At 70.3% G+C, this 17606-nt stretch carries 15 protein-coding genes and 1 pseudogene; 6 read left to right on the top strand and 10 right to left on the bottom strand.

Features of this window, described 5'->3' with window-relative positions:
* Window positions 1-423 precede the first annotated feature (423 nt).
* Window positions 424-1554, top strand: coding sequence for a hypothetical protein (locus ACZ6SQ_RS00430; protein WP_469554896.1), 1131 nt, complete (start codon window positions 424-426; stop codon window positions 1552-1554).
* Window positions 1555-1953: 399 nt separating this feature from the next.
* Here the strand turns inward: ACZ6SQ_RS00430 and ACZ6SQ_RS00425 are convergent, their stop codons facing one another.
* From ACZ6SQ_RS00425 to ACZ6SQ_RS00415, 3 genes are all read right to left on the bottom strand, one after another.
* The gene (locus ACZ6SQ_RS00425; RefSeq protein WP_469554894.1) at window positions 1954-2673 is read right to left on the bottom strand and encodes a galactose oxidase-like domain-containing protein; all 720 of its coding nucleotides are present in this window, start codon (window positions 2671-2673) and stop codon (window positions 1954-1956) included.
* Window positions 2674-3056: 383 nt separating this feature from the next.
* Complete coding sequence (locus ACZ6SQ_RS00420) at window positions 3057-3734, bottom strand: winged helix-turn-helix transcriptional regulator (protein WP_469554891.1); 678 nt, start codon at window positions 3732-3734, stop codon at window positions 3057-3059.
* Between the two features lie 4 nt (window positions 3735-3738).
* Entirely contained in the window at window positions 3739-4452 is a 714-nt protein-coding gene (locus tag ACZ6SQ_RS00415) for an alpha/beta fold hydrolase (RefSeq protein WP_469554888.1), read from the bottom strand.
* 102 nt (window positions 4453-4554) lie between these two features.
* On the opposite strand from ACZ6SQ_RS00415, the gene ACZ6SQ_RS00410 reads away from it, so the two are divergent.
* The 4 genes from ACZ6SQ_RS00410 (at window position 4555) to ACZ6SQ_RS00395 (ending at window position 9532) form a co-directional block, all read left to right on the top strand.
* The gene (locus tag ACZ6SQ_RS00410) at window positions 4555-4983 is read left to right on the top strand and encodes an organic hydroperoxide resistance protein (RefSeq protein WP_469554886.1); all 429 of its coding nucleotides are present in this window, start codon (window positions 4555-4557) and stop codon (window positions 4981-4983) included.
* A 1434-nt stretch (window positions 4984-6417) separates the two neighbouring features.
* The gene (locus ACZ6SQ_RS00405; protein ID WP_469554884.1) at window positions 6418-7170 is read left to right on the top strand and encodes a hypothetical protein; all 753 of its coding nucleotides are present in this window, start codon (window positions 6418-6420) and stop codon (window positions 7168-7170) included.
* A gap of 56 nt (window positions 7171-7226) precedes the next feature.
* Window positions 7227-8822: a hypothetical protein gene (locus ACZ6SQ_RS00400; protein WP_469554881.1), complete on the top strand. Its 1596-nt coding sequence runs from the start codon at window positions 7227-7229 to the stop codon at window positions 8820-8822.
* An 11-nt stretch (window positions 8823-8833) separates the two neighbouring features.
* On the top strand, window positions 8834-9532 hold the full coding sequence (locus ACZ6SQ_RS00395) for a TIR domain-containing protein (RefSeq protein ID WP_469554878.1): 699 nt from the start codon (window positions 8834-8836) through the stop codon (window positions 9530-9532).
* A gap of 95 nt (window positions 9533-9627) precedes the next feature.
* Here ACZ6SQ_RS00395 and ACZ6SQ_RS00390 read toward each other — a convergent pair whose 3' ends face one another.
* A complete protein-coding gene (locus tag ACZ6SQ_RS00390; protein WP_469554875.1) occupies window positions 9628-10437 on the bottom strand; it encodes a macro domain-containing protein in 810 nt (269 codons plus the stop codon).
* A gap of 346 nt (window positions 10438-10783) precedes the next feature.
* Between ACZ6SQ_RS00390 and ACZ6SQ_RS00385 the strand changes: the two genes are divergently transcribed.
* Window positions 10784-12088, top strand: coding sequence for a macro domain-containing protein (locus ACZ6SQ_RS00385; protein WP_469554873.1), 1305 nt, complete (start codon window positions 10784-10786; stop codon window positions 12086-12088).
* 316 nt (window positions 12089-12404) lie between these two features.
* Here ACZ6SQ_RS00385 and ACZ6SQ_RS00380 read toward each other — a convergent pair whose 3' ends face one another.
* The 6 genes and pseudogenes from ACZ6SQ_RS00380 to ACZ6SQ_RS00355 all read right to left on the bottom strand — a co-directional run bounded on the left by ACZ6SQ_RS00380 (window position 12405) and on the right by ACZ6SQ_RS00355 (window position 17427).
* The gene (locus ACZ6SQ_RS00380; RefSeq protein WP_469554871.1) at window positions 12405-13091 is read right to left on the bottom strand and encodes an RNA-guided endonuclease TnpB family protein; all 687 of its coding nucleotides are present in this window, start codon (window positions 13089-13091) and stop codon (window positions 12405-12407) included.
* A 58-nt stretch (window positions 13092-13149) separates the two neighbouring features.
* The gene (locus ACZ6SQ_RS00375; RefSeq protein WP_469554868.1) at window positions 13150-14817 is read right to left on the bottom strand and encodes a glycosyltransferase family 2 protein; all 1668 of its coding nucleotides are present in this window, start codon (window positions 14815-14817) and stop codon (window positions 13150-13152) included.
* A 448-nt stretch (window positions 14818-15265) separates the two neighbouring features.
* Window positions 15266-15393: pseudogene (locus ACZ6SQ_RS00370) on the bottom strand (IS110 family transposase); the annotation flags it as partial.
* Window positions 15394-15720: 327 nt separating this feature from the next.
* Entirely contained in the window at window positions 15721-16206 is a 486-nt protein-coding gene (locus tag ACZ6SQ_RS00365) for an RNA-guided endonuclease InsQ/TnpB family protein (RefSeq protein WP_469555775.1), read from the bottom strand.
* A complete protein-coding gene (locus ACZ6SQ_RS00360; protein WP_469554865.1) occupies window positions 16106-16825 on the bottom strand; it encodes a helix-turn-helix domain-containing protein in 720 nt (239 codons plus the stop codon). The genes ACZ6SQ_RS00365 and ACZ6SQ_RS00360 overlap by 101 nt, the downstream gene beginning before the upstream one ends.
* Before the next feature lie 26 nt (window positions 16826-16851).
* Window positions 16852-17427 (bottom strand): TetR/AcrR family transcriptional regulator, encoded by a 576-nt coding sequence (locus ACZ6SQ_RS00355; protein ID WP_469554861.1) that lies wholly within the window; start codon window positions 17425-17427, stop codon window positions 16852-16854.
* Window positions 17428-17606 lie beyond the last annotated feature (179 nt).

Here is a 17606-nt window from a genome sequence, read left to right as displayed (position 1 = left end):
GCCGCGCGCCCCGAGTGGGAAGCCAGAAGGGCCACCGGCTTGCCGGCACTCACGCGTTGCCCCGTCGAAGGTCACGGGGGAAGTGCCGGTGCCTCACGTCAACGCCCCCTGGCCTGAGTTCGGAGCCGGCTCGGGTCATCTGGCCTTCCGGTGCTGCCTGTTTGTGCTTGCCCGCGTTGCGCGGGCACATACGTCTGTCCTGCCGCTGGGGAGTGCGGCCGCCGGCAAGACGCCGACCGGCCGTCCGTCATGATGCGCGTCCAGAGCCGCGCGGTTACGGAGAACCGTGATGAGGGGTGGCGACGTCGTAGGCGGGTGGCGGGTAAGGAATGCCTTGGGGGTGGGGGATGGACGTTCGCGAGGTCGGGCGGGTCCTGAAGGACTGGTGACTGGTACGACAACCCGGTGCCTTTCGGGCAGCACGTGCTCGACGCGTTCGGCCTTCCGCTCGACCTGTCCGACGTCGCGGAGCACCGGGCGCGGTGGGGCGTCATCATCGTCACCGTGCTGCTGGCGACCGCCCTGCTACAAGCCGTGCCGACGGCGGCGCGTGCGATGGCCCGACCGGGGTTCTGGGGCGACAGCGGCAAGATCCTGCCGGCGGCGCAGGTCGTGCTCCTCGCGGTGGCGTACGCCTTCTACCGCGACGATCAGACCGAGTCGGCGTCGGACGCCGTCGACCGCGTGCTGGACGGGCAGCTCGCCGAGGCCGCGCCGTTCGTGATCCTCACGTACTGGCTGCTGAGCTGCGTCTTCTGGGTGTGGTTCGGGCGCCTGCTCGGGCTGTCGTACCGCAGACTGATGACCCCGTTCGCGGAACTGCGCGGGCTGCTGGTCGGCGCGCTGTTCGTTGGCGCGTTCGCGCTCGCGTGGCTGCATGCGGCCGACCGCGGAAGTGAACTCGGCATCGGGCAGGGCGCGGTCGCGGTCGCGGCCGTCGTCCTCGCCGCGGCGTACTTCACCGAGATCGACGCCAAAGCCCTGGCCGGACGCACCCACCACCTGGTCAACCCGCTGGGTACCAACGCGCCCTGGCTGGCGAGCATCCCGCACCCGGGCGGCCCCGTCTGGCGGGTCTCCGGGCGGCGGCTTGCGGCGACCTTCCTGGTGTTCCTGCTCTCCTGGCCGCTGATCGCGGCGCTGATCAGCGCAGTGTACTGGGCTGGGGCGTTCGAACCGCCGAGCGCGCCCGCGGTGCTGCGGGTCATCGCCGTCATCTACGGGATCACGCTGCTTGTCTGGTGCTTCCGGTTCCGCAGCATGGTGTTCGAGCAGCGCGACCTGCCGCCGGTGCTGCCGCGGTTCGTGGACCTGAGCCTGGCGCTGTCCACCGTTGCGGTCACCGCGGGCAGCCTCCCGGACGCGCGCCTCGCCATCGGAGGCGCTCCGCCCTGGGCGATCGCCATCGTTCCGCCTGTGGTCATCGCCGCAATCCTGCTCGTCGTCGTCCTCAGGCAATCACGCACACAAACCGTACGTTGGCGCCCGCTGCTCCAGGCCAGCCTGCTGGCAGCCGTCCTGATCGTTCCGCTACGCCTGGCATTGGGGCTGTAGTGAGAAGCCGTAGCTCAACGGAACGCTTCCCTCGCCCCTCGCCCCTCGCCCCTCGCCCCACGCCGGACGACACGCGCCGCGGATGCCGCCGGTCTGACGGCGCCGCCCAGAGTGCCCGCACCGGGAGCTCATGGTGATCGCCTCGGATGTGGCCCAAGCGACGTCGGAAGGCTCCGCCCTGCGAGGCGTCGTACCAAGAGCATGGCCATGGCCGGACCGAGGTTGTCCTTCAGCGGGCGTGCGGCGGCCTCCCCACTGCCGGGTCGCCGCAACGCTGCCGGGTCCTCGCCGGGTTCCGGCGTCGACCGGGCCTGCCGCGGTCGCTTCCTGAACGGTGCCCGGCCGCGGCGCCCGGCCCGGCAGGTGAATCGGCCGGGGGCGGACGCCGCTGCCGTACCGTCAGGAGACGGTGATGAACAGGGCGGTGCTCGGCACCCCTTGGGCATCCAGGGCCAAGAGCATGTAGGTGCCCGGCAGAACCACGCCCTTGTCAGCCGGGACGGTGACCGTGTACGTGCCGGTCCCCGCGGCTGTGGATACCAGCGGGACCCGCTGTTGGTCGTTGTCCGTGGAGTGGGTCGCCGCCGCGGCCCGCATCAGGACTAAGGAGGCCACCGGCCCTTCGACGGTGACGGTGAGCGAGGTCCCGGCGGCTGCCCGGGGCGGCACGCCACCGGCGATGACGGGACGCGGCTTGGGCGAGCCGTCCGCGTTGAGCAGGTACGGCGGTGTGAACACGGCCCCGTCGGCGTGGTTGGTGGCGCAGTCGCCGCACAGCCCGCCGCCGGAGAAGATCCGCCTGTCGGGCAGCAGGTTCGCCACGCTGTGGTAGTTGCGCGGGATGGCCATGGTGGCGAATGGTGTGAACCTTCCGGACGCCGGGTCCCACAGCTCGGGGGCCAGCACGGAGGTGGCGTCGCTGAACGGCACGGCGTACGCCTGCCCGCCGCACACTGCGACCTTGCCGTCGGGCAGGACGACGCTGTTGCCGAAGGCGCGGGCGTGGCCCATGTCGCCCGTGCGCGCGGCCCGGACCCGGCCGCCGTCGATGCTCACGGTGTACGCGCGCCGGGTGGCGGGCGTCTTCTCGTACGCGGGCGAGCCGCCCAGGGTGAGCAACTTGCCGATGTCGTACGCGACGGCGTTGTCGTTTCCTCTGTCGGAACCGGCGGTCGCACGGCTCGCCCTCCTTGGGGATCGGCCGGAGGCGGACGCTGGCTCCGTGAACTCGGTTGTGCACTGTGGCCCGATGAGCCCGTCTCGACGAGTCGGCCCGTGTTGATCCGCACGCCCGCTGCCCAGAAGCCTCAGGGCAGCGCCCTGGCCGAGTCGCGCCCTCCCGTCGTCGCGGGGTGGTTCGCGGTCCTGCCGGGATTCGGTTGGGTTGGCTGACGGGTCGAGCTGCGCCGGGGCGACCGTCGCCTCGCCGATCTCGAACAACAGTTGTGCGTCGGCGTGTTCAGGGGTCTCGCCCAGCTCGTGGGTCCGGTGTCCGCTCGCTGTCACTCCTGCTTTGTGCGAGAGCGGTGTGGCGGCAGCTGGAAGAGGGTGCCGAGCCGGTGCAGGGCGTGGGCGTCGCCGGACGCGGACGCGGCGCCGGTTTCGATGGCGGTGGTGAGAGTGAGCCGTTGTCCGGTCAGGCGCAGGAACGTCTCCTGGTTCATCGCGATGGTCGCGTCCGGGTGTTGGGCCGGTCCGTGCAGTGCCTCGATGTCTCCGTCGTCGATTCTGACGTGGAATTGCTCGTCGTCGATGCGGAAGTCGTAGAGCGCGCGGAGTCCGGTGGCGGCTTCGGGGTCGAAGCAGGCGCGGAGTCCGAGGACGGCCCAGGCGGGGTTGAACGTGTCGGCCGGGCGCGGCTCGTCCATGGCCCACTTCAATCCCCACCGGGCCAGTTCCAGGATCGCGGGGGCGAGTTCCTCGCCTGCCTCCGTGAGCGCATAGGCGGCTGTCCGCGCGGGCGGGGGGAGTGTCGTCCGGTGCGCCAGGCCCTCGCGTTCCAGGTGCTTCAGCCTGGCGGCGAGCAGTCCGGTGCCGAGTCCGCGCAGATTGCCCTGGAGGTCGCCGAACCGTTTGGGTCCGGTCAGGAGTTCGCGGATCAGTAGCAGCGTCCACCGTTCGCCGACGATGTCCAGGGTGCGCGCGGTCGCGCAGTACTGGTTGTACGTTCGCTGTTCCACTTCATCACTGTAGATGCCGCATCTTCTGTTCCCGAACCGGCCCGGTGGACGCGATGTGCAGCAGCAGCGCGGCCAGCGTCTCGGGGTCTGTCAGAGGGACGTCGTGGGCGGCGTCCAGCGGCTGCGTCGTGTATCCCACGGCCTCGGCGAACCGGTCGAAGGGGTAGATCTGCGGCCGGCAGTGGAAGGCTGTTCCGGGGATGTGGTTCACGGCGCCGTTCAGGCGTGTGGGCTCGGTGAAGGAGCGGAGCGGCTGCGGGCCCAATCGCTGTGCGAGCCACGCGGTGTCGGCGGGGTCGGTCACGCCGAAGGCTGCGGGCGCGGGGGGTGGCACGAACCGCCCGTCACCGCGTTCGTTCGCCGCCGTTCGCACGGCGCTGACGAATGCCTGGGGGGCGAGGTCCAGCAGGCTTTCGCCGTCGGATCCCGCCCACGCGTCGATCAGGACGATGTGGTCCACCAGGCCGGAGCGGATGTCGGCGGCTTCGCGTACGGCAAGGCCGGCATAACTGTGCCCGACCAGGACGAGTCCGTCCTCGCTGTGAGCGGCGTCCAGGGCGGAGACGACCACCTCGGCGTGGTCGTGCAGCCCGCCTTCCTCGGCGGCGTTCAGATCGGGTGTGACGGTGCGGGCCCCTGCTTCGTGGAGTAGCGGGACGACCCGGTCCCAGGCCCAGGGGCCGTGCCAGGCGCCGTGGACGAGAACGAACGTGGTCATCGGACCTCCTCGTGGTCGCTTGTCTCCGAAAATATTAGACGTTGACTTCTTGATTTTGAAGTGTCAGATTTCAATTCAGGAAGCGAGTTGGGGGAGTTGAGGATGAGCAAGGCTCTGTACACGGCACACGCGCACGTCACCGGCGGCCGGAGCGGCCACGGACGCACCACGGACGGAACGCTCGATCTCGTGCTGCGCCAGCCCGAGGAGCTGGGCGGGGACGGTGGGGGAGCGAACCCCGAGCAGCTCTTCGCGATCGGCTATGCCGCCTGCTTCGGCGCCACCCTCGCGCTGGTCGGCCGACGAGGTGGGCTCACGGCGGACGACGCGACGATCGATTCGACGGTCTCGCTGATCCCGGGGGAAGGCGGCCGGTTCGCACTGGGCGTGGAGATACGGATCGATCTGCCCTCCGTCACTGATGCCCAGGCAGTCGGGCTGGTCAGGACGGCACATCAGGTCTGCCCCTACTCCAACGCCACGCGCGGCAACGTCCATGTCGCACTTGTCGCCAACGGCAACCGGCTCTGATTCGCGCACATGTCCGCCACCGGCCCGAGTGCAGCCGGCGCTGACAGCCGCACATGTCGTCACCGGCACGGTCGCACGCGCCGAGCCCGGCATGCTGCGACGCCCGGCCCGTATCACCGACGAGCTCCGCCGACGGCAGCCATGCCGGCGAAGGGCATGCCTGGTTCGCCTCCTCCCAGGACGGCGACCCCACCGGCCCGCGGCGCGACTATTACCTCTGACGCACCGCCCGTGTGGGTATGGAGCCGGGCACGCCCGGCGCGGGCGGCCGCGTCCGAGCCTTGCGGGCTGTCCGGATCGCTGGGTCGACTCATCGTCAGGCGCACCTTCCAGGACCTTGCCGCAGGCATGTCCCTTCCGGTCACGGGGCTCTGCTCCATGTCACCTTCAGCCTGCTTCGAGCAGGTCAGTGTCGCGCGTGATCATCCTGCAGCCGATCGCACCCGTCCTTCGGGAAGATGCTGTCCGGCCCGACCGCGCGACGTGTGTCGCTGTCGGCCCGCTGACCACCTCCGCCGAGACGGCGACGACGCCCCGCCCCCGGCACCCTCGTTCCCCCCAGGCCGTCGGCCGCGCGCCGCACGCCGGGCGGCGCACTGGTGGGACCGGATCCTCCGACGGCCGAAGGCGCTGACACACGCGGTCGCCTGCTTCCCGGCCTGCTCCCGGTACGGGCGGCTACGCGGTGAGGAGGGGGGAGGGCTCGCTGGTATCCGCCCTTCTACTGCGGGGATCAGAGCCGGAGCTGGTTGCGGGCCATGGCAGCCAAGGAGGGCGTCTACGACGTCGAGTCCCGTGAGGGGCGGTTCCGATCGTGACGGAGACCGGGAAGCCCATCCCGGAGGCGGCCGAGGTCCGGGCATCCATCCCGGGACGTCGCACAACTGGGCTTCGCGGGCGCGGTTGAGGTGTTCGCGTGTCGGACTGCCGTCGTCGAGGGCGGCGGGGCGTGCGGGGTCGAGGTGGGACCGGTGCCGTCGTAGGCCCAGTGGGCGAGAACATGGGTGGTCTGGGGAGGGAGAAAAGGGTGTGGTGGCGGCGCGGGCGGCCAGGAGAGTGCAGTGGGCGCTGGAGCGCCTGCGGATCCTGGTGGAGGGGCCGCTGCGCAAGCCGGGCATGAGGGCCGCGACGTCGGCCGGGTCGGCGAAGCGTGGCCGGGCCGCGGTGTCGGACCCTCGGCATGGGTGATGTCTCCGCAGGGAGCGCAAGCGGATTCAGATATTCCGAAGGGCCCGGAGGGCCGGAAGCGGATCGGAAGCAGCTGGGTTCTGGCCGCGGAAGCGGCGCAGTTGGTCGCATCGGATGCATCAACCGCCGGTCCGAGCATTGCTGTCCACCGCGGCCCACGGCACAACCATCGCGTACGCGCGTATGTGCGGGCCGTCGGGTGGGCAGCCGGGCGGGCGCCGCACCGCAGTGATCTCTGGAGAACCCATGAACGCCCCGTGGCTGAAGCCGCCTGCCGAGCCCCCCGGCACCCCGTCCGCCCACCGCGCGCCGCCCACCTATCGCCCTCCGGGGCTGTTACCGCCCACCGGCCCGGCCCGGGCCTGGGGGCTCGCGGTCATCGCCACGCCTCTGCTCCTCGCCATGACGTTGTCGCTGCTGGGTGGCTCGACGGACGATTCCGCCTCGACCGGATCATCTGATTCCGGCGCAGGGTTCGGCTCGTCCGGGTCCGGCTCCTTCGGCCCGGACGTCTTAGACCGGGACAGCCGGGACACAGCTGCTCTGCCGACCGGCGAGGCCTCGGTGACGGAACCCGGATGGCCGTACGGCGACACGGGCACGACGGACGTCTACGGCACCCCCGAGACGACCGGGTCCGACGACGGCTACCCCTTTCCGCAGGACACCGCCATCGACACCCCGACCCCGACCCCGACCCCGAGCGCGAGCCGTGGGCCGGGCGACGTGGTCACCGCCTACTTCGACGCGATCAACGCCCGCGACTACGTGACCGCCTGGGAGCTCGGCGGCAGGAATCTCGAGTCCAGCTACGGCAGCTTCGTGTCCGGCTACGCCGACACCGTACGGGACACCATCACCATCGAGTCCGTGAACGGCCCCGAGGTGCGGCTGACCATCGACGCCCTCGGCACGGACGGTACGACGCGTTCGTACGACGCCACCTACACCGTCAGCGGCGGTGTGATCACCAGCGGCAAGGGCATCGAGACCGACTGACACCGACCGGGCGTACCCGCAGGGGTGCGTCCCGATGAGCGGAGCGCTGAACGACCATGACAACAGAAGCACTTGCCCCACCCCCGCACGGCCCGGCCCGGCAGGAGCCGCCGAAACAACGTGAGTACGCGCGTACCAGAGCCACCCGGCTGCTGTCGGCGGGCACCTATCTCGACCCCGGCTACCGTCGCGCCGTCATCCGCGAGCTGCTGGAGAGGCGTTTCCGGGTCGTCGCCCCCTCCTTCGGCTACGACACCGTGTCGGTCCTCGCCCACGCCCTGGCCGCGCGCCGGCTGCACCGCATCCAGTGGGCTTCGGTGGCCGGTACGGCGGCCGTGGTCCTGCTGCTGATGAGCAGTGGGCTGCTGAACCAGTCGCTCGGATACTTCGCGCTGTGCTGGGTGCCGTGGGCGGCGGCCTATCTGCGCCGACTGGTCACCCTGCACATCCTGATGACCCGGCTGCGGGAGAGCGGCCCGGACGGCGGCTTCGACGGCGCCTGCCCCTCGCACGCACAGCTCACCGCCGAACTCGCCCGCAAGATCGACCATGAGCAGGCCAGCCGCGGCGGTCTGGTCTTCTACGGCGGATACCGGCCCTTCGTCGGCGCGGGCCTGCCGCTGCGCACATGGTCCAACGCGCAGTTGCTGCTCGGCGCGCCGAGAACGCGAATCATGGCACGGAAGAGTGAGGACGGTTCACCGCCAGACCTCGACACCATCGAGCGCAGGCAGGTCGTCCCCTTCACCGTGAGTGAGATCACCAGTCAGGTCGCCGCGCGGATGGGCGCCGATCTGCGCGACGAGGCCCACTTCGACGAGCGGATCGACGGGCTGACCGTCGAGCAGCGCCGCTACACCACGGCCATCCGCACCAACGACCGCTCCACCGGGAGCGGTTGGTCCGAACTGCCCGGAGGGGACGACCTGCCCGGCATCCACTGGCGGGAGGACTACGACGCCGCCCGCGAGTACCTGTGCGTGCGTGTCGGGTCGTGGGACGAGGAGCTGGTGACCTCGGTCTTCGTCGGGTTCGACATCAAGGGCAACACGCTGCACACCGAGTTCTACACCTATGTGCTCAGGCCGCTCGTGGAGGACTTCCACCTCGTCGACCAGCTGCCCCGTGCCATCGACGGGCGTCTGGCGGTGCGCGTGGCCTGGGACATGCTCACGGCCATGGTGCGCTGGTCGATGACGCTGTGGCTGTGGCCGCTGTTGCTGCTCCCGGAACGCTTCATGCCGGGGTGGGCCGCCCGATGGAGCCGGCCCTGGCGGGCCAGGCGGGCCAGGAGGGCGACGGCGGAGCTGCTGCTGTCGGACGACATGACCGACACCAGCGAGTTCCGGCTCGGACGCTACGTCAACCGCTCGCTCAACTGTGGAGCCCTGGCCAGCGTCAGGGAACTGGCCACCAGCGAGAACTACCACCACTTCTTCCAGCAGGCCGACGCGACCAAGTACATGAAGATCGTCGAGCGTCGACTGCTGCAGAACATCCGCGCGTTCCTCGACGAGCACGACGTCGACCTGTTCGAGCACGACCGCGCACAGACCAACATCCTGCTGGGCGACAACAGCCAGAACGTCTTCGGTGGCCAGAACAGCAACTTCGGCTACAACTACCAGCCGCCTGGCGGCGGCTCGTCCTGAAAGGAAGATCAGTGACCACGAGTCAGGGCCACACCTTCGGTGACAGGAACCAGAACGTCTTCGGCGGGGAGAACACAGGCTTCGGCTACAACGTCTACCACGCCCCCCAGCAGTCCGAGCCGTCCGCCCAGCAGGAGGCGGCGCGCGCGGCCCAGGCGCGCATGGACCACGGCCGCAGCCGCAGCGTCTTCGTCGTGCACGGTCGCGACGAAGAGGTACGCACGGCGATGTTCGGGCTGCTGCGCCGGCTGGACCTGCGTCCGCTGGAGTGGGAGCGGCTGGTCCGGGCCACCGGGGGAACCGCGCCGTTCCTCGGGGAGGTCATCGCCAAGGCGCTGTCGCAGGCACAGGCGGCGCTGGTCCTGTGCACCCCTGACGACATCGCCAGGCTCCATCCGGACCTGCTCGGCGACAGCGAGCCCTCCTACGAGATCCAGCCGACCGGCCAGCCCCGGCAGAACGTGCTGATCGAGCTCGGCATGGCGCTGATGGCATACCCGGAGCGGACGATCATCGTGCATTTCGGGCAGGTGCGGCCCGCCGCCGACCTCGCGGGCCGCAACGTGATCCACTTCGACGGCTCCGAGACCGCCGTCGCCAAGATCGTCGAACGGCTCAAGGGAGCCGAGTGCGATCTCGACGACACCCGGCCGGACTGGCGAGACCTGTCGTACTTCAGGAATCTGGCGGCCTACCGCCGACTGGCCTGACGGACGGCGCGAGGGGACCGGACGCCGCAGGCTCCCGGTCCCCTCGGGCGCGGCGGCGGACGCTGACGGACCGAGTGGCCAGGCCCGTACGTCCGTCAGCCGGCACGGTCCGACGCCAGAGCGTCCAAGAACGCAGCGAGCTCGCCCATGTCGACACTCTCCAGGTCCTCGGGCCTTATCACCACACGCAGTTCGCGGCAGATCGCGTTCTCCCGGGAGTGGGTCACGAAGGACATCAGGATCAGCCGGAGCAGGCTGTCCCGGTCGAGATGGCCGAGCCGTGCCAGCCCGGATCCGACCAACGGCATCGCCACGCTCTCCAGCTGGGCGTGCGCGCCCAGGGCGTCCCACAGTCCGCCCAGCCCCCGCCACAGGTCCTCCACACCGGAGGCGGCCACGTAGTCGTTGCCGATCCGGCTGTACGCCACGCCGAACACCAGTCGCGGCCGGGTGCCCAGCACCGCCACCGTGCCGATCGGGTAGCGGTCGAGCTTTCCGAGCGGTTTGTCCGCCCGCGCCTCGCGTGCGACAGGCCGGGTCACGGCGAGCGCCGCGCTCAGCTCCGCGTCCAGGCGGGCCACGTCGCCGGCGTACTCGCGGTCGAGGAGTTGGGCCTGCACGCTGTCGCCGTTGATGACCCGGCCGTCGGCCGACAGGGTGTCGAAGGTGTCGCAGAACCCGACCACGAGATGGGCCGGCCGGTCGAACACGTCGCCCGCCTCCACCAGCACCGTCATGTCCGGACGCCGGAACACCTGCTGCACCCGGGCCGCCGGACGGGCCCGCAGCAGCCCCCAGCACAGGCACGCACCGACCGACAGCCCGACGACCGCGCCTGAACCGACGTGCGGCACGAACGGGCCCACCACCTGGAGCACGGCGGACAGCCCGCCGAACGCCACCATGGTGTCGCGTACGAAGACCTGCCGGGCACGCCGTGTGCCGCGAGGCAGACGCGGAACGGCCCGGCGACGCGGGCGAAGCAGGCCCGACGGCCGCCGCGGGCGCGGGCGGGCGTGCGGTCGTGCGGCGCCCCGGGACCCTAGCGGGTCGGACGGGTCCAGGGCACCGGAATCACCGGAAAGCACTGGTACCCCGCAGCCTGTTGATAGCCTGGCAGTCACTGAAAGGCGACGCAGAGTAGTGGTGTGTATACACCGGGGGGCGACGGGGATGTCCGGTGCGAAAGCGTGTATCCGACTGAGAGTACTGGGCCCGGTCCAATGTGACGTCGGCGGCGATCCGGTCCGGTTGACACCTCTGACCGTACGCCTGCTGCTTCGTCTGGTGGTGGCCGGGGGCGAGGCGGTGCCGGTGCGGCAACTGCGCCGCGACGTGTGGGGGCTCGCGGACGAGCCACGCCACCTGGACCAGCGCCACCGCAACGAGGTCCAGAAGCGGGTCCTGGAGCTGCGGCGCGCGCTGGCCCCCGGCCGGGACGGCGACGGAACGAGCGTCCTGCGCACCGAGCAACAGGTCACGGTGCAGGGCCCGGAGACCGCCTACCGCCTGCTCCTGCGGCCCGAGGAACTGGACAGCGCGCGGTTCACCGCGATCGTCAGCGACGCCCTGCTGGCCCCGCCGGCCACTGCGGCGCACCGGCTGACCGAGGCGCTGTCCCTCGTGCGCGGCCGACCGCTGGCCGAGGTGGCCGGTGAGGGGTTCGCGGTTTCCTTCATCCGCCGTCTGACCTCCCTTCAGGAGTCGGCGCAGCGTGAACTGGTGCGTGTACAGACCGACTTGGGCCGCCCTGAACGCGCACTGCCGGTCGCCGAACAGCTGGCCCACGAGCACCCCGACGACATCGAGGCCGCCCGAGTGCTCGACACGCTGCGCGCGGAGCTGCGCGCCCGGCACGGAGACGAACTTCTGCGCCATCGTGTTCCCCTGCCCGGCCAGCGGGCGGATGTGGTGCTGGTGCGGGGAGACCTGTTCGACCAATCGGACTGCAACCTGGTGATCGGGTTCTCCGACACCTACGACACGGAGACCGTCGAAGACTTCGTGATCAGCCGTGAGAGCGTGCAGAGCCAGCTCGTCGACCGGCTGTTCGACGGGCGGCGCGGCCTGCTCGACGACAAGCTCCGGGTGGGGCTGCGCAGGATCAAGGCAGTGGGCACCGAGAGTGCGCGGTCCAAGCCGGCGGGTCGGCGGGTACGTTATCCGGTGGGTACCGTCGTCGTCGTACCGGTCGACGGCCGCCGGGTGTTCGCCACCGCCTACTCGCGGCTCGGCAACGATCTGGTGGCGAAGTCCAGTGACCGTGACCTGCGGCTGAGTCTGGAGAATCTGTGGGCGTCGGTTGCCGTCCACGGCCTGTTCAAGCCGGTCGCCGTCCCGCTGATCGGTTCCGGGCTGGCGCGCGTCACGAATCTGGACCGGGGCCAGTTGGCCGCCCTGATCGTGGACTCCTTCATCGACGCCTGCCGCCGCCACCGGGCCCTGACCCCTGAACTCCGTCTCGTGATCAGGCCCCAGGAGCTGGCCCGGACAGACCTGGCCCCGGTGGAGCAGCGCTTCCACGACCTGGTACCCGGAGCACGCGCCGGAGACTGAAGGCGAAGGCGAGGCCGGGCGGGGGAGCGGGCCGTTCCCCCGGACCGACGGGCTGCTCCGCATTTCCAAGCTCCCCCTTCGCGGGATCTCCCGCGGTCCGTGCCGCGCGCTGTGTCGCCCGACCTCACCGCTGTCCACCAGACCAGTCCGGCTGCTTCCGCCGGAACCCGCCAACCGCTTCCGATCCGATTCCGAGGCGCTCCAGCCGGTGCGCCCGCCTCGCCGTCGACGAGAGTCACCGCAGCGGGCACCCCGTCACTGAGTCCGTAGCCAGGTCTCAGCATTCTGGGCATTTCGGCCCGGAAGGTCCGTCACATCACCAGAGCGTGAGGGGCTCGGTCTGAGTACGATCTCTCGTTTCCATCTGCTGCTGGTGCGGCAGGGTTGTGCCACCTGCCCGCCCCGCCTCCGCCTTGCGGCGGGGGCGGGTGGCGCGGGTCTTCCGGTCGGCTCCACGAGGCTTCGGCACCGCCGGGGCGGTGTCCTGGTCTCCGGCCACTCCGGTACCAGTCGTGCAGGCTGCCGCGAGGGCGGCGAGGTTGAGTGCGGCGTTGTCGTCCCGGTCGATGACCAGGTGGCAGGCGTCGCATGCGTAGGTCCGGACGTGCAGCGGCAGCTTGGCTTTCACCGCGCCGCACCCGGAACAGGTCTTCGAGGAGGGGAACCAGCGGTCGGCCGCGACGAGGCGGGTGGCGTGGCGCCGGCGGGTCTTGTAGGCGAGCTGGCGGTGGATCTCTCCGAATCCGGCGTCGGCGATCCGGCGGGCGAGGCGCCGGTTGCGGAGCATGCCGACGACGTTGAGGTCCTCGATCACGACCGTGCCGTACTCGGCCGCGACCATGGTGGTCAGCTTGTGGAGGGCGTCGGCGCGGAGGTTCGTGACGCGGTGGTGGACGCGGTTGAGGTGGGCGTTGGCTTTCTCCCAGCGGCGGGAGGGACTGCTGTCCGGTCGGCGGTCGGGGCCGCGGCGGCGGGATGACCTCGGATGGCTGCTCAGCGTCACCTCCGACTACGGGCCAGGGCAAGGTCGCTGACACGCCCTCAGGCGGCGTCGATCACGTTCAGTCCTGCTGCGTGGACCGCCGTCTGGTCCACGGGTCCGCCTTGCGGAACAGAGGGCGGAGCCGGGCGGGGACGCGGTGGGACAGGTCCTGGGCCGCGCGCCGAAGGCGTGGGTCGGTCGTGGCCCGCTGGAGGAGACGGTCCGGGAGGGTCGTACGGCCGGGTCGGCCCACTGCCAGGGTGAGTTGGGACTCGCGGATGGTGCGGGTGAGGGCGACCAGGCGCGGCGGAGTCCCCAAGGAGCGCCCCCACAGGCTCATGTGAGACGCGGGGAAGCGGATTCTGCGGCCCACGCCCAGGAATTGGCCGTAGAGCCAGACCTGATGTGTGCCGGTAGGCAGGGGGTTGCCGCCGGCCAGAGTGAGGGGGTCGAGGCGGGTCGTGGCACGGAGCACCACCGTGTGAGCGTTCCCCGACAGGCCCTCCAGGCCGGGCGTCAGCTCGGTGTCGTCGAACCACCACAGGTCGCGGGCCGTGTCGTGCACGAGTACGTCACCGAAGGCGGCCGTGAAGGGGTCGGGGACCTCCCACTCCTTGGCGCCCTCGATGCCGGCCAGCAGGTCCGGGTCGAGCAGGAACCGGCCGCGGTGCTCGTGCAGGGTGAGGGGCTCGCCGTCGGGGCGGAGCATGCGCAGGTCCGTGGTCAGCGAGAGGCGGCCGCTCTCCCAGTGGACGTCGGAGACGGTGAGCCGGGGTCTGATGTGCCGGGTGCGGCGGGCGAGTTCGACCAGGGAGTCCAGGCGGCCCTCGATCAGCAGTCGCGCCCGCAGGGCCGAGAAGGCCGGCAGTCCTTCGGGCACGCCCGGAGGGAAGCATTCGAGCGCCATACGGCGGACCACGCCGAAGTAGCGCTCCAGGTCCTTGCCCTTGCGCTGGAGGACCCTGGGCTCGACGACCGGGCGCAGGAGTTCGACGCGGAAGGAGCGGCGCAGGAAGTCGTCCTGCTCGGGGCCGGGTTCGGTGGCCTCCTTGACGGCATCGATGACCTCGCGCAGATAGCCGTAGTACGCCTCCGGTGTGGTCGCGCTGCCGCTGGAGTTGCCGCCGTCCGCCCGGCGGTTCCAGATGTAGCAGGGGTAGTCGCCGAGGATCGACACGGTCTTGGCGCGGACGTACGCCCGCGCCATGAAGATCTGGTCCTCCAGCCGTACCCGCCCCTCGGGGAACCGGATGTCGTGATCCAGCAGGAAGCCGCGGCGGAACATCTTGTGCGGAGTGAGGCTCTCGAACAGCGGGGCGTCTGTAGCCGTACAGCGCTCGACGGTCCGCCTGAAGACCCGGCTCGGGCCCTGCATGGTGCCGGTGACCTTGCCCAGGACGATGTCGGAGCCGTTGCGGGCGCCGAGCCGGTGCAGGCGTTCGAGGGCCTCTGGGGTGAGTTCGTCGTCCTGGTCGACGAACTGCACGTACTCGCCGCGGGCTGCTCGGACACCGACATTGCGGGGTCTGCCGGGCCAGCCCGAGTTCTCCTGGCTGAGGATGCGTACGTGCCGGTGGCGGGCCGCGAGGCGTTCGAGGCGTTGGAGCGAGTCGTCCGTCGAGCCGTCGTCGACGTAGACGATCTCGTACGACTCCGGACCGAGCGACTGGCCGAGCAGCGAGGGCGCGCAGCGCTCGACGTACGCGCCTGCGTTGTAGACCGGAACGACGACACTGACCTTGATCATCTTGCTCCCGGGGGTGGCCTCGATGGCAGCCTAGGTGTACCGGGAGCAGGGCACGATTAAGAGGGGGCCGTCCGGGCGAAAGTCGCGTGTCGGATTTCCCCCAGTCCGACAGTCAGGCGTCGGTGGTGGACCTCGGTCGTACGATTCGAAGCTGCGGCGCGACCACGAGCTCCGCGCCCAGGTCCAGGCCAAGCTCGACCTGGAATGGAGCCCCGAGCAGATCGCCGCGCACCTGCGCGCCCTGTGTCCCTACTTCAGCCGGGGTATTGCACGCTGGTCGAGGGTGATCCTGCGGCGTGCCCACGTTCTCCAAGTCCCCCGCAGTGCCCCTCCTCCTGGGTTGCGCCGCAAATTGCGCCCCAGCCTGCCCGCGAGTCTGGAGCTGCGTCCGCACCTTCACCTGCGGTTTCCCTCGGCTTCACAACGTGCGGCGCGACTTCCTGCAGCTGGGGGTCTCCGGGCTGTCGCCGTGTTCGGCAACAGGTCCAGGAGCTTGCTGTAGCCGGCCGCGTCATCGCCGATGCGAGCTTTGGCGAGCAGGGTGCCGGTGTCGTCGACGACTGCAACGTCGTGGTGGGGTCGGCGCGGAGCGCGGTACTGGGATTCCTCCCAGCCCTTTCTCCACGCCGCCCTCCAGAACCGGACGTGCGAGTTGGCCCCGCATCCGGCTCTCCGCAAGCCCGTTGACCAGGTGCTTTCCTCAGATCGTGCTGGGCCAGGGCGACGGAATGGTCGTCCCCCGAGGCCGGCATCGCGTGGTGACTACCGAGCCCGGGTTGAACAGGACGACGTCTCCGTCGTGCGGCCACCGTTCGCCGTCGCAGTAGCGGCGGCGGAGTTCCTTCCACTCGGTGCCGAGGTTGTTTGCGCCGGAGCCATCCAAAGACACCTGACGCCAGACGATCATGCGCAGGTATTGGAAGGACCGGCGGGCACTCCGGGGCGGAAGTAGGCGGTCCAGCCCCGCTCGATACCGACCTCGGCATACACCACCGGCAGCGTTTCGGGTTCGACGTCCACCACGAAACTCGCGAAGTACCTGCCCGAAGCGTCCCTGACCGCAGTCACCGACGACGGAACTGAGGGCAGCCAGCGGGACCAGCGGACCCGGACGTCGCCGATCTTCGCGAGGTTGAGCCGGCCGCCTGCCCGCAGCCGGAACCCGCTCCTGGAGAAACGGACGGCCTGCCGACTGTCCTTCTTCGACTTGAACACCGGGAGTCCCATACCGCGCCCTGGCCGCTTCCCCGACACCGACGAGAAGAAGTTCGCGTACGCCGCATCGAGATCACGAAGAGAGGACTGCAGGGCGTCCACCGACACCTCGCCGAGCCAGGCCCGCTCCGGTGTCTTCTTCGCGTCGGTGATCACCCGCTTTCGCCAGAGCACCCGTCGCGATCCGCGACCTGTCCGCCCGGTACGCGGCCTTCCTTGCTGCCAGCGCATCGTTGTAGACCACCCGGGCACAGCCGAACGTACGGGCCAGCGCGATGCGCTGACCCGGCGTCGGCTCGATCCGGAACGAGTACCGCAGATGTACGCGGGCAACCTGCCGGCCGCCACTGACAACACCGCTCCGCCCCGGGGGTGAAACAGCTTTCCCTGCCCTGCTCTGCAGGAGCTTCGTTTCCCCCCAGCCTGACGGCCGGGGTATCCACAAGGAGACCTGACTGCCGCAGACGTCGGGTCGACCGGCCTGCCTGGAGGTCGGGAGGTGGACGTCTGCGGAGGTTGTGATGCTCCGGCTGTCGATCAAGGGTGCGCTGGGCTTGCTGGTGGGGTCTTCGGCCTGGCGGAGCTTGCCGCGTGGCAGGCCGGTGAGCTGGTCGAAGATGCCGTCGGCTTCCCGGTGGGCGAAGCAGCCGTGGCCGCTCTGATGACGTGGACGAGTTCCCGGTGGGCGTCGGCCGGGTCGCCGGGGCGGGGTCGTGAGGACTGCACGATGCCTGATGAGGTGGCGGCCGGCCTGGGTAGAGCGTGTGAGGGGGCGTGGAGTGCACCGGGGCACGTCAGCGCCCCGACGGCCCCGGCACGTCACCGCCCGGGCGCTCCGACGCGGAGTGCGTCCATGACGAGGTCCAGCAGGAGGGTCGCCCGGGGCTGCCAGTCGCCGCGCGGGTCGAGTGTCCACAAGCCTCCGATGGCGAGGAACAGGTCGTCCACCGTGATCCCGGGGCGGATGGTGCCGGCTCGCTCAGCGGCGCGGAGCAGGCACTCGGCTGCCTCTGTCACCGGGGCGTGGCCCGGCTTCTGCGTGCCCGGTGCGCCGGTCGCCTGCCGGATCGCATCGGCCAGCCCCGCCTTGGTCATGGCGAACCGGGCGAGCTCGTCCATCCACTCGCGCAGCGCCCGGTCGGGTTCCCGGCCGCACAGCAGCGGGGCCGCGGTGTCGGCGACCTGCTGCATCTCATGGCGGTAGATCTCCAGGACCAGAGCCTCACGGGTGGGGAAGTGGCGGTAGAAGGTCCCCTGCCCGACCCCCGCCTTTTTGGCGATCGTGCTCAGCGGGGTGTCTGCCGAGCGGGTCAGTTCGGCCAGCGCCACCTCCAGAATGCGCGCGCGGTTGCGCTGCGCATCCGAGCGAAGGGGCACTTCCTTGTCCTGGCCCACTGGCCCTCCTCGCGGTGATGGCCGAAACTCGATCCTTGTTAAGCGGACAGCTGTCCGTTACGTTTTTCGGGTAACGGACAACTGTCCGCTTGTTCCCATCGTATCGGCGTGCCGTCCGTGCGGGACAGCCCGGGGCGGCCGGACATGGCCCACCTGCCCCGCATCCTGCACGGTCGTGC

The organism is Streptomyces sp. NPDC048600 (genome assembly GCF_055587025.1).
This window is presented reverse-complemented; position numbering and strand designations above follow the sequence as displayed.

Coding starts and splice junctions, on each gene's coding strand:
- ACZ6SQ_RS00390 (WP_469554875.1), bottom strand. CDS start 10,437: ATGGTGGCGTTCGGCGGGCTGTCCGCCGTGCTCCAGGTGGTGGGCCCG.
- ACZ6SQ_RS00415 (WP_469554888.1), bottom strand. CDS start 4,452: ATGACCACGTTCGTTCTCGTCCACGGCGCCTGGCACGGCCCCTGGGCC.
- ACZ6SQ_RS00410 (WP_469554886.1), top strand. CDS start 4,555: ATGAGCAAGGCTCTGTACACGGCACACGCGCACGTCACCGGCGGCCGG.
- ACZ6SQ_RS00375 (WP_469554868.1), bottom strand. CDS start 14,817: ATGATCAAGGTCAGTGTCGTCGTTCCGGTCTACAACGCAGGCGCGTAC.
- ACZ6SQ_RS00405 (WP_469554884.1), top strand. CDS start 6,418: ATGAACGCCCCGTGGCTGAAGCCGCCTGCCGAGCCCCCCGGCACCCCG.
- ACZ6SQ_RS00400 (WP_469554881.1), top strand. CDS start 7,227: ATGACAACAGAAGCACTTGCCCCACCCCCGCACGGCCCGGCCCGGCAG.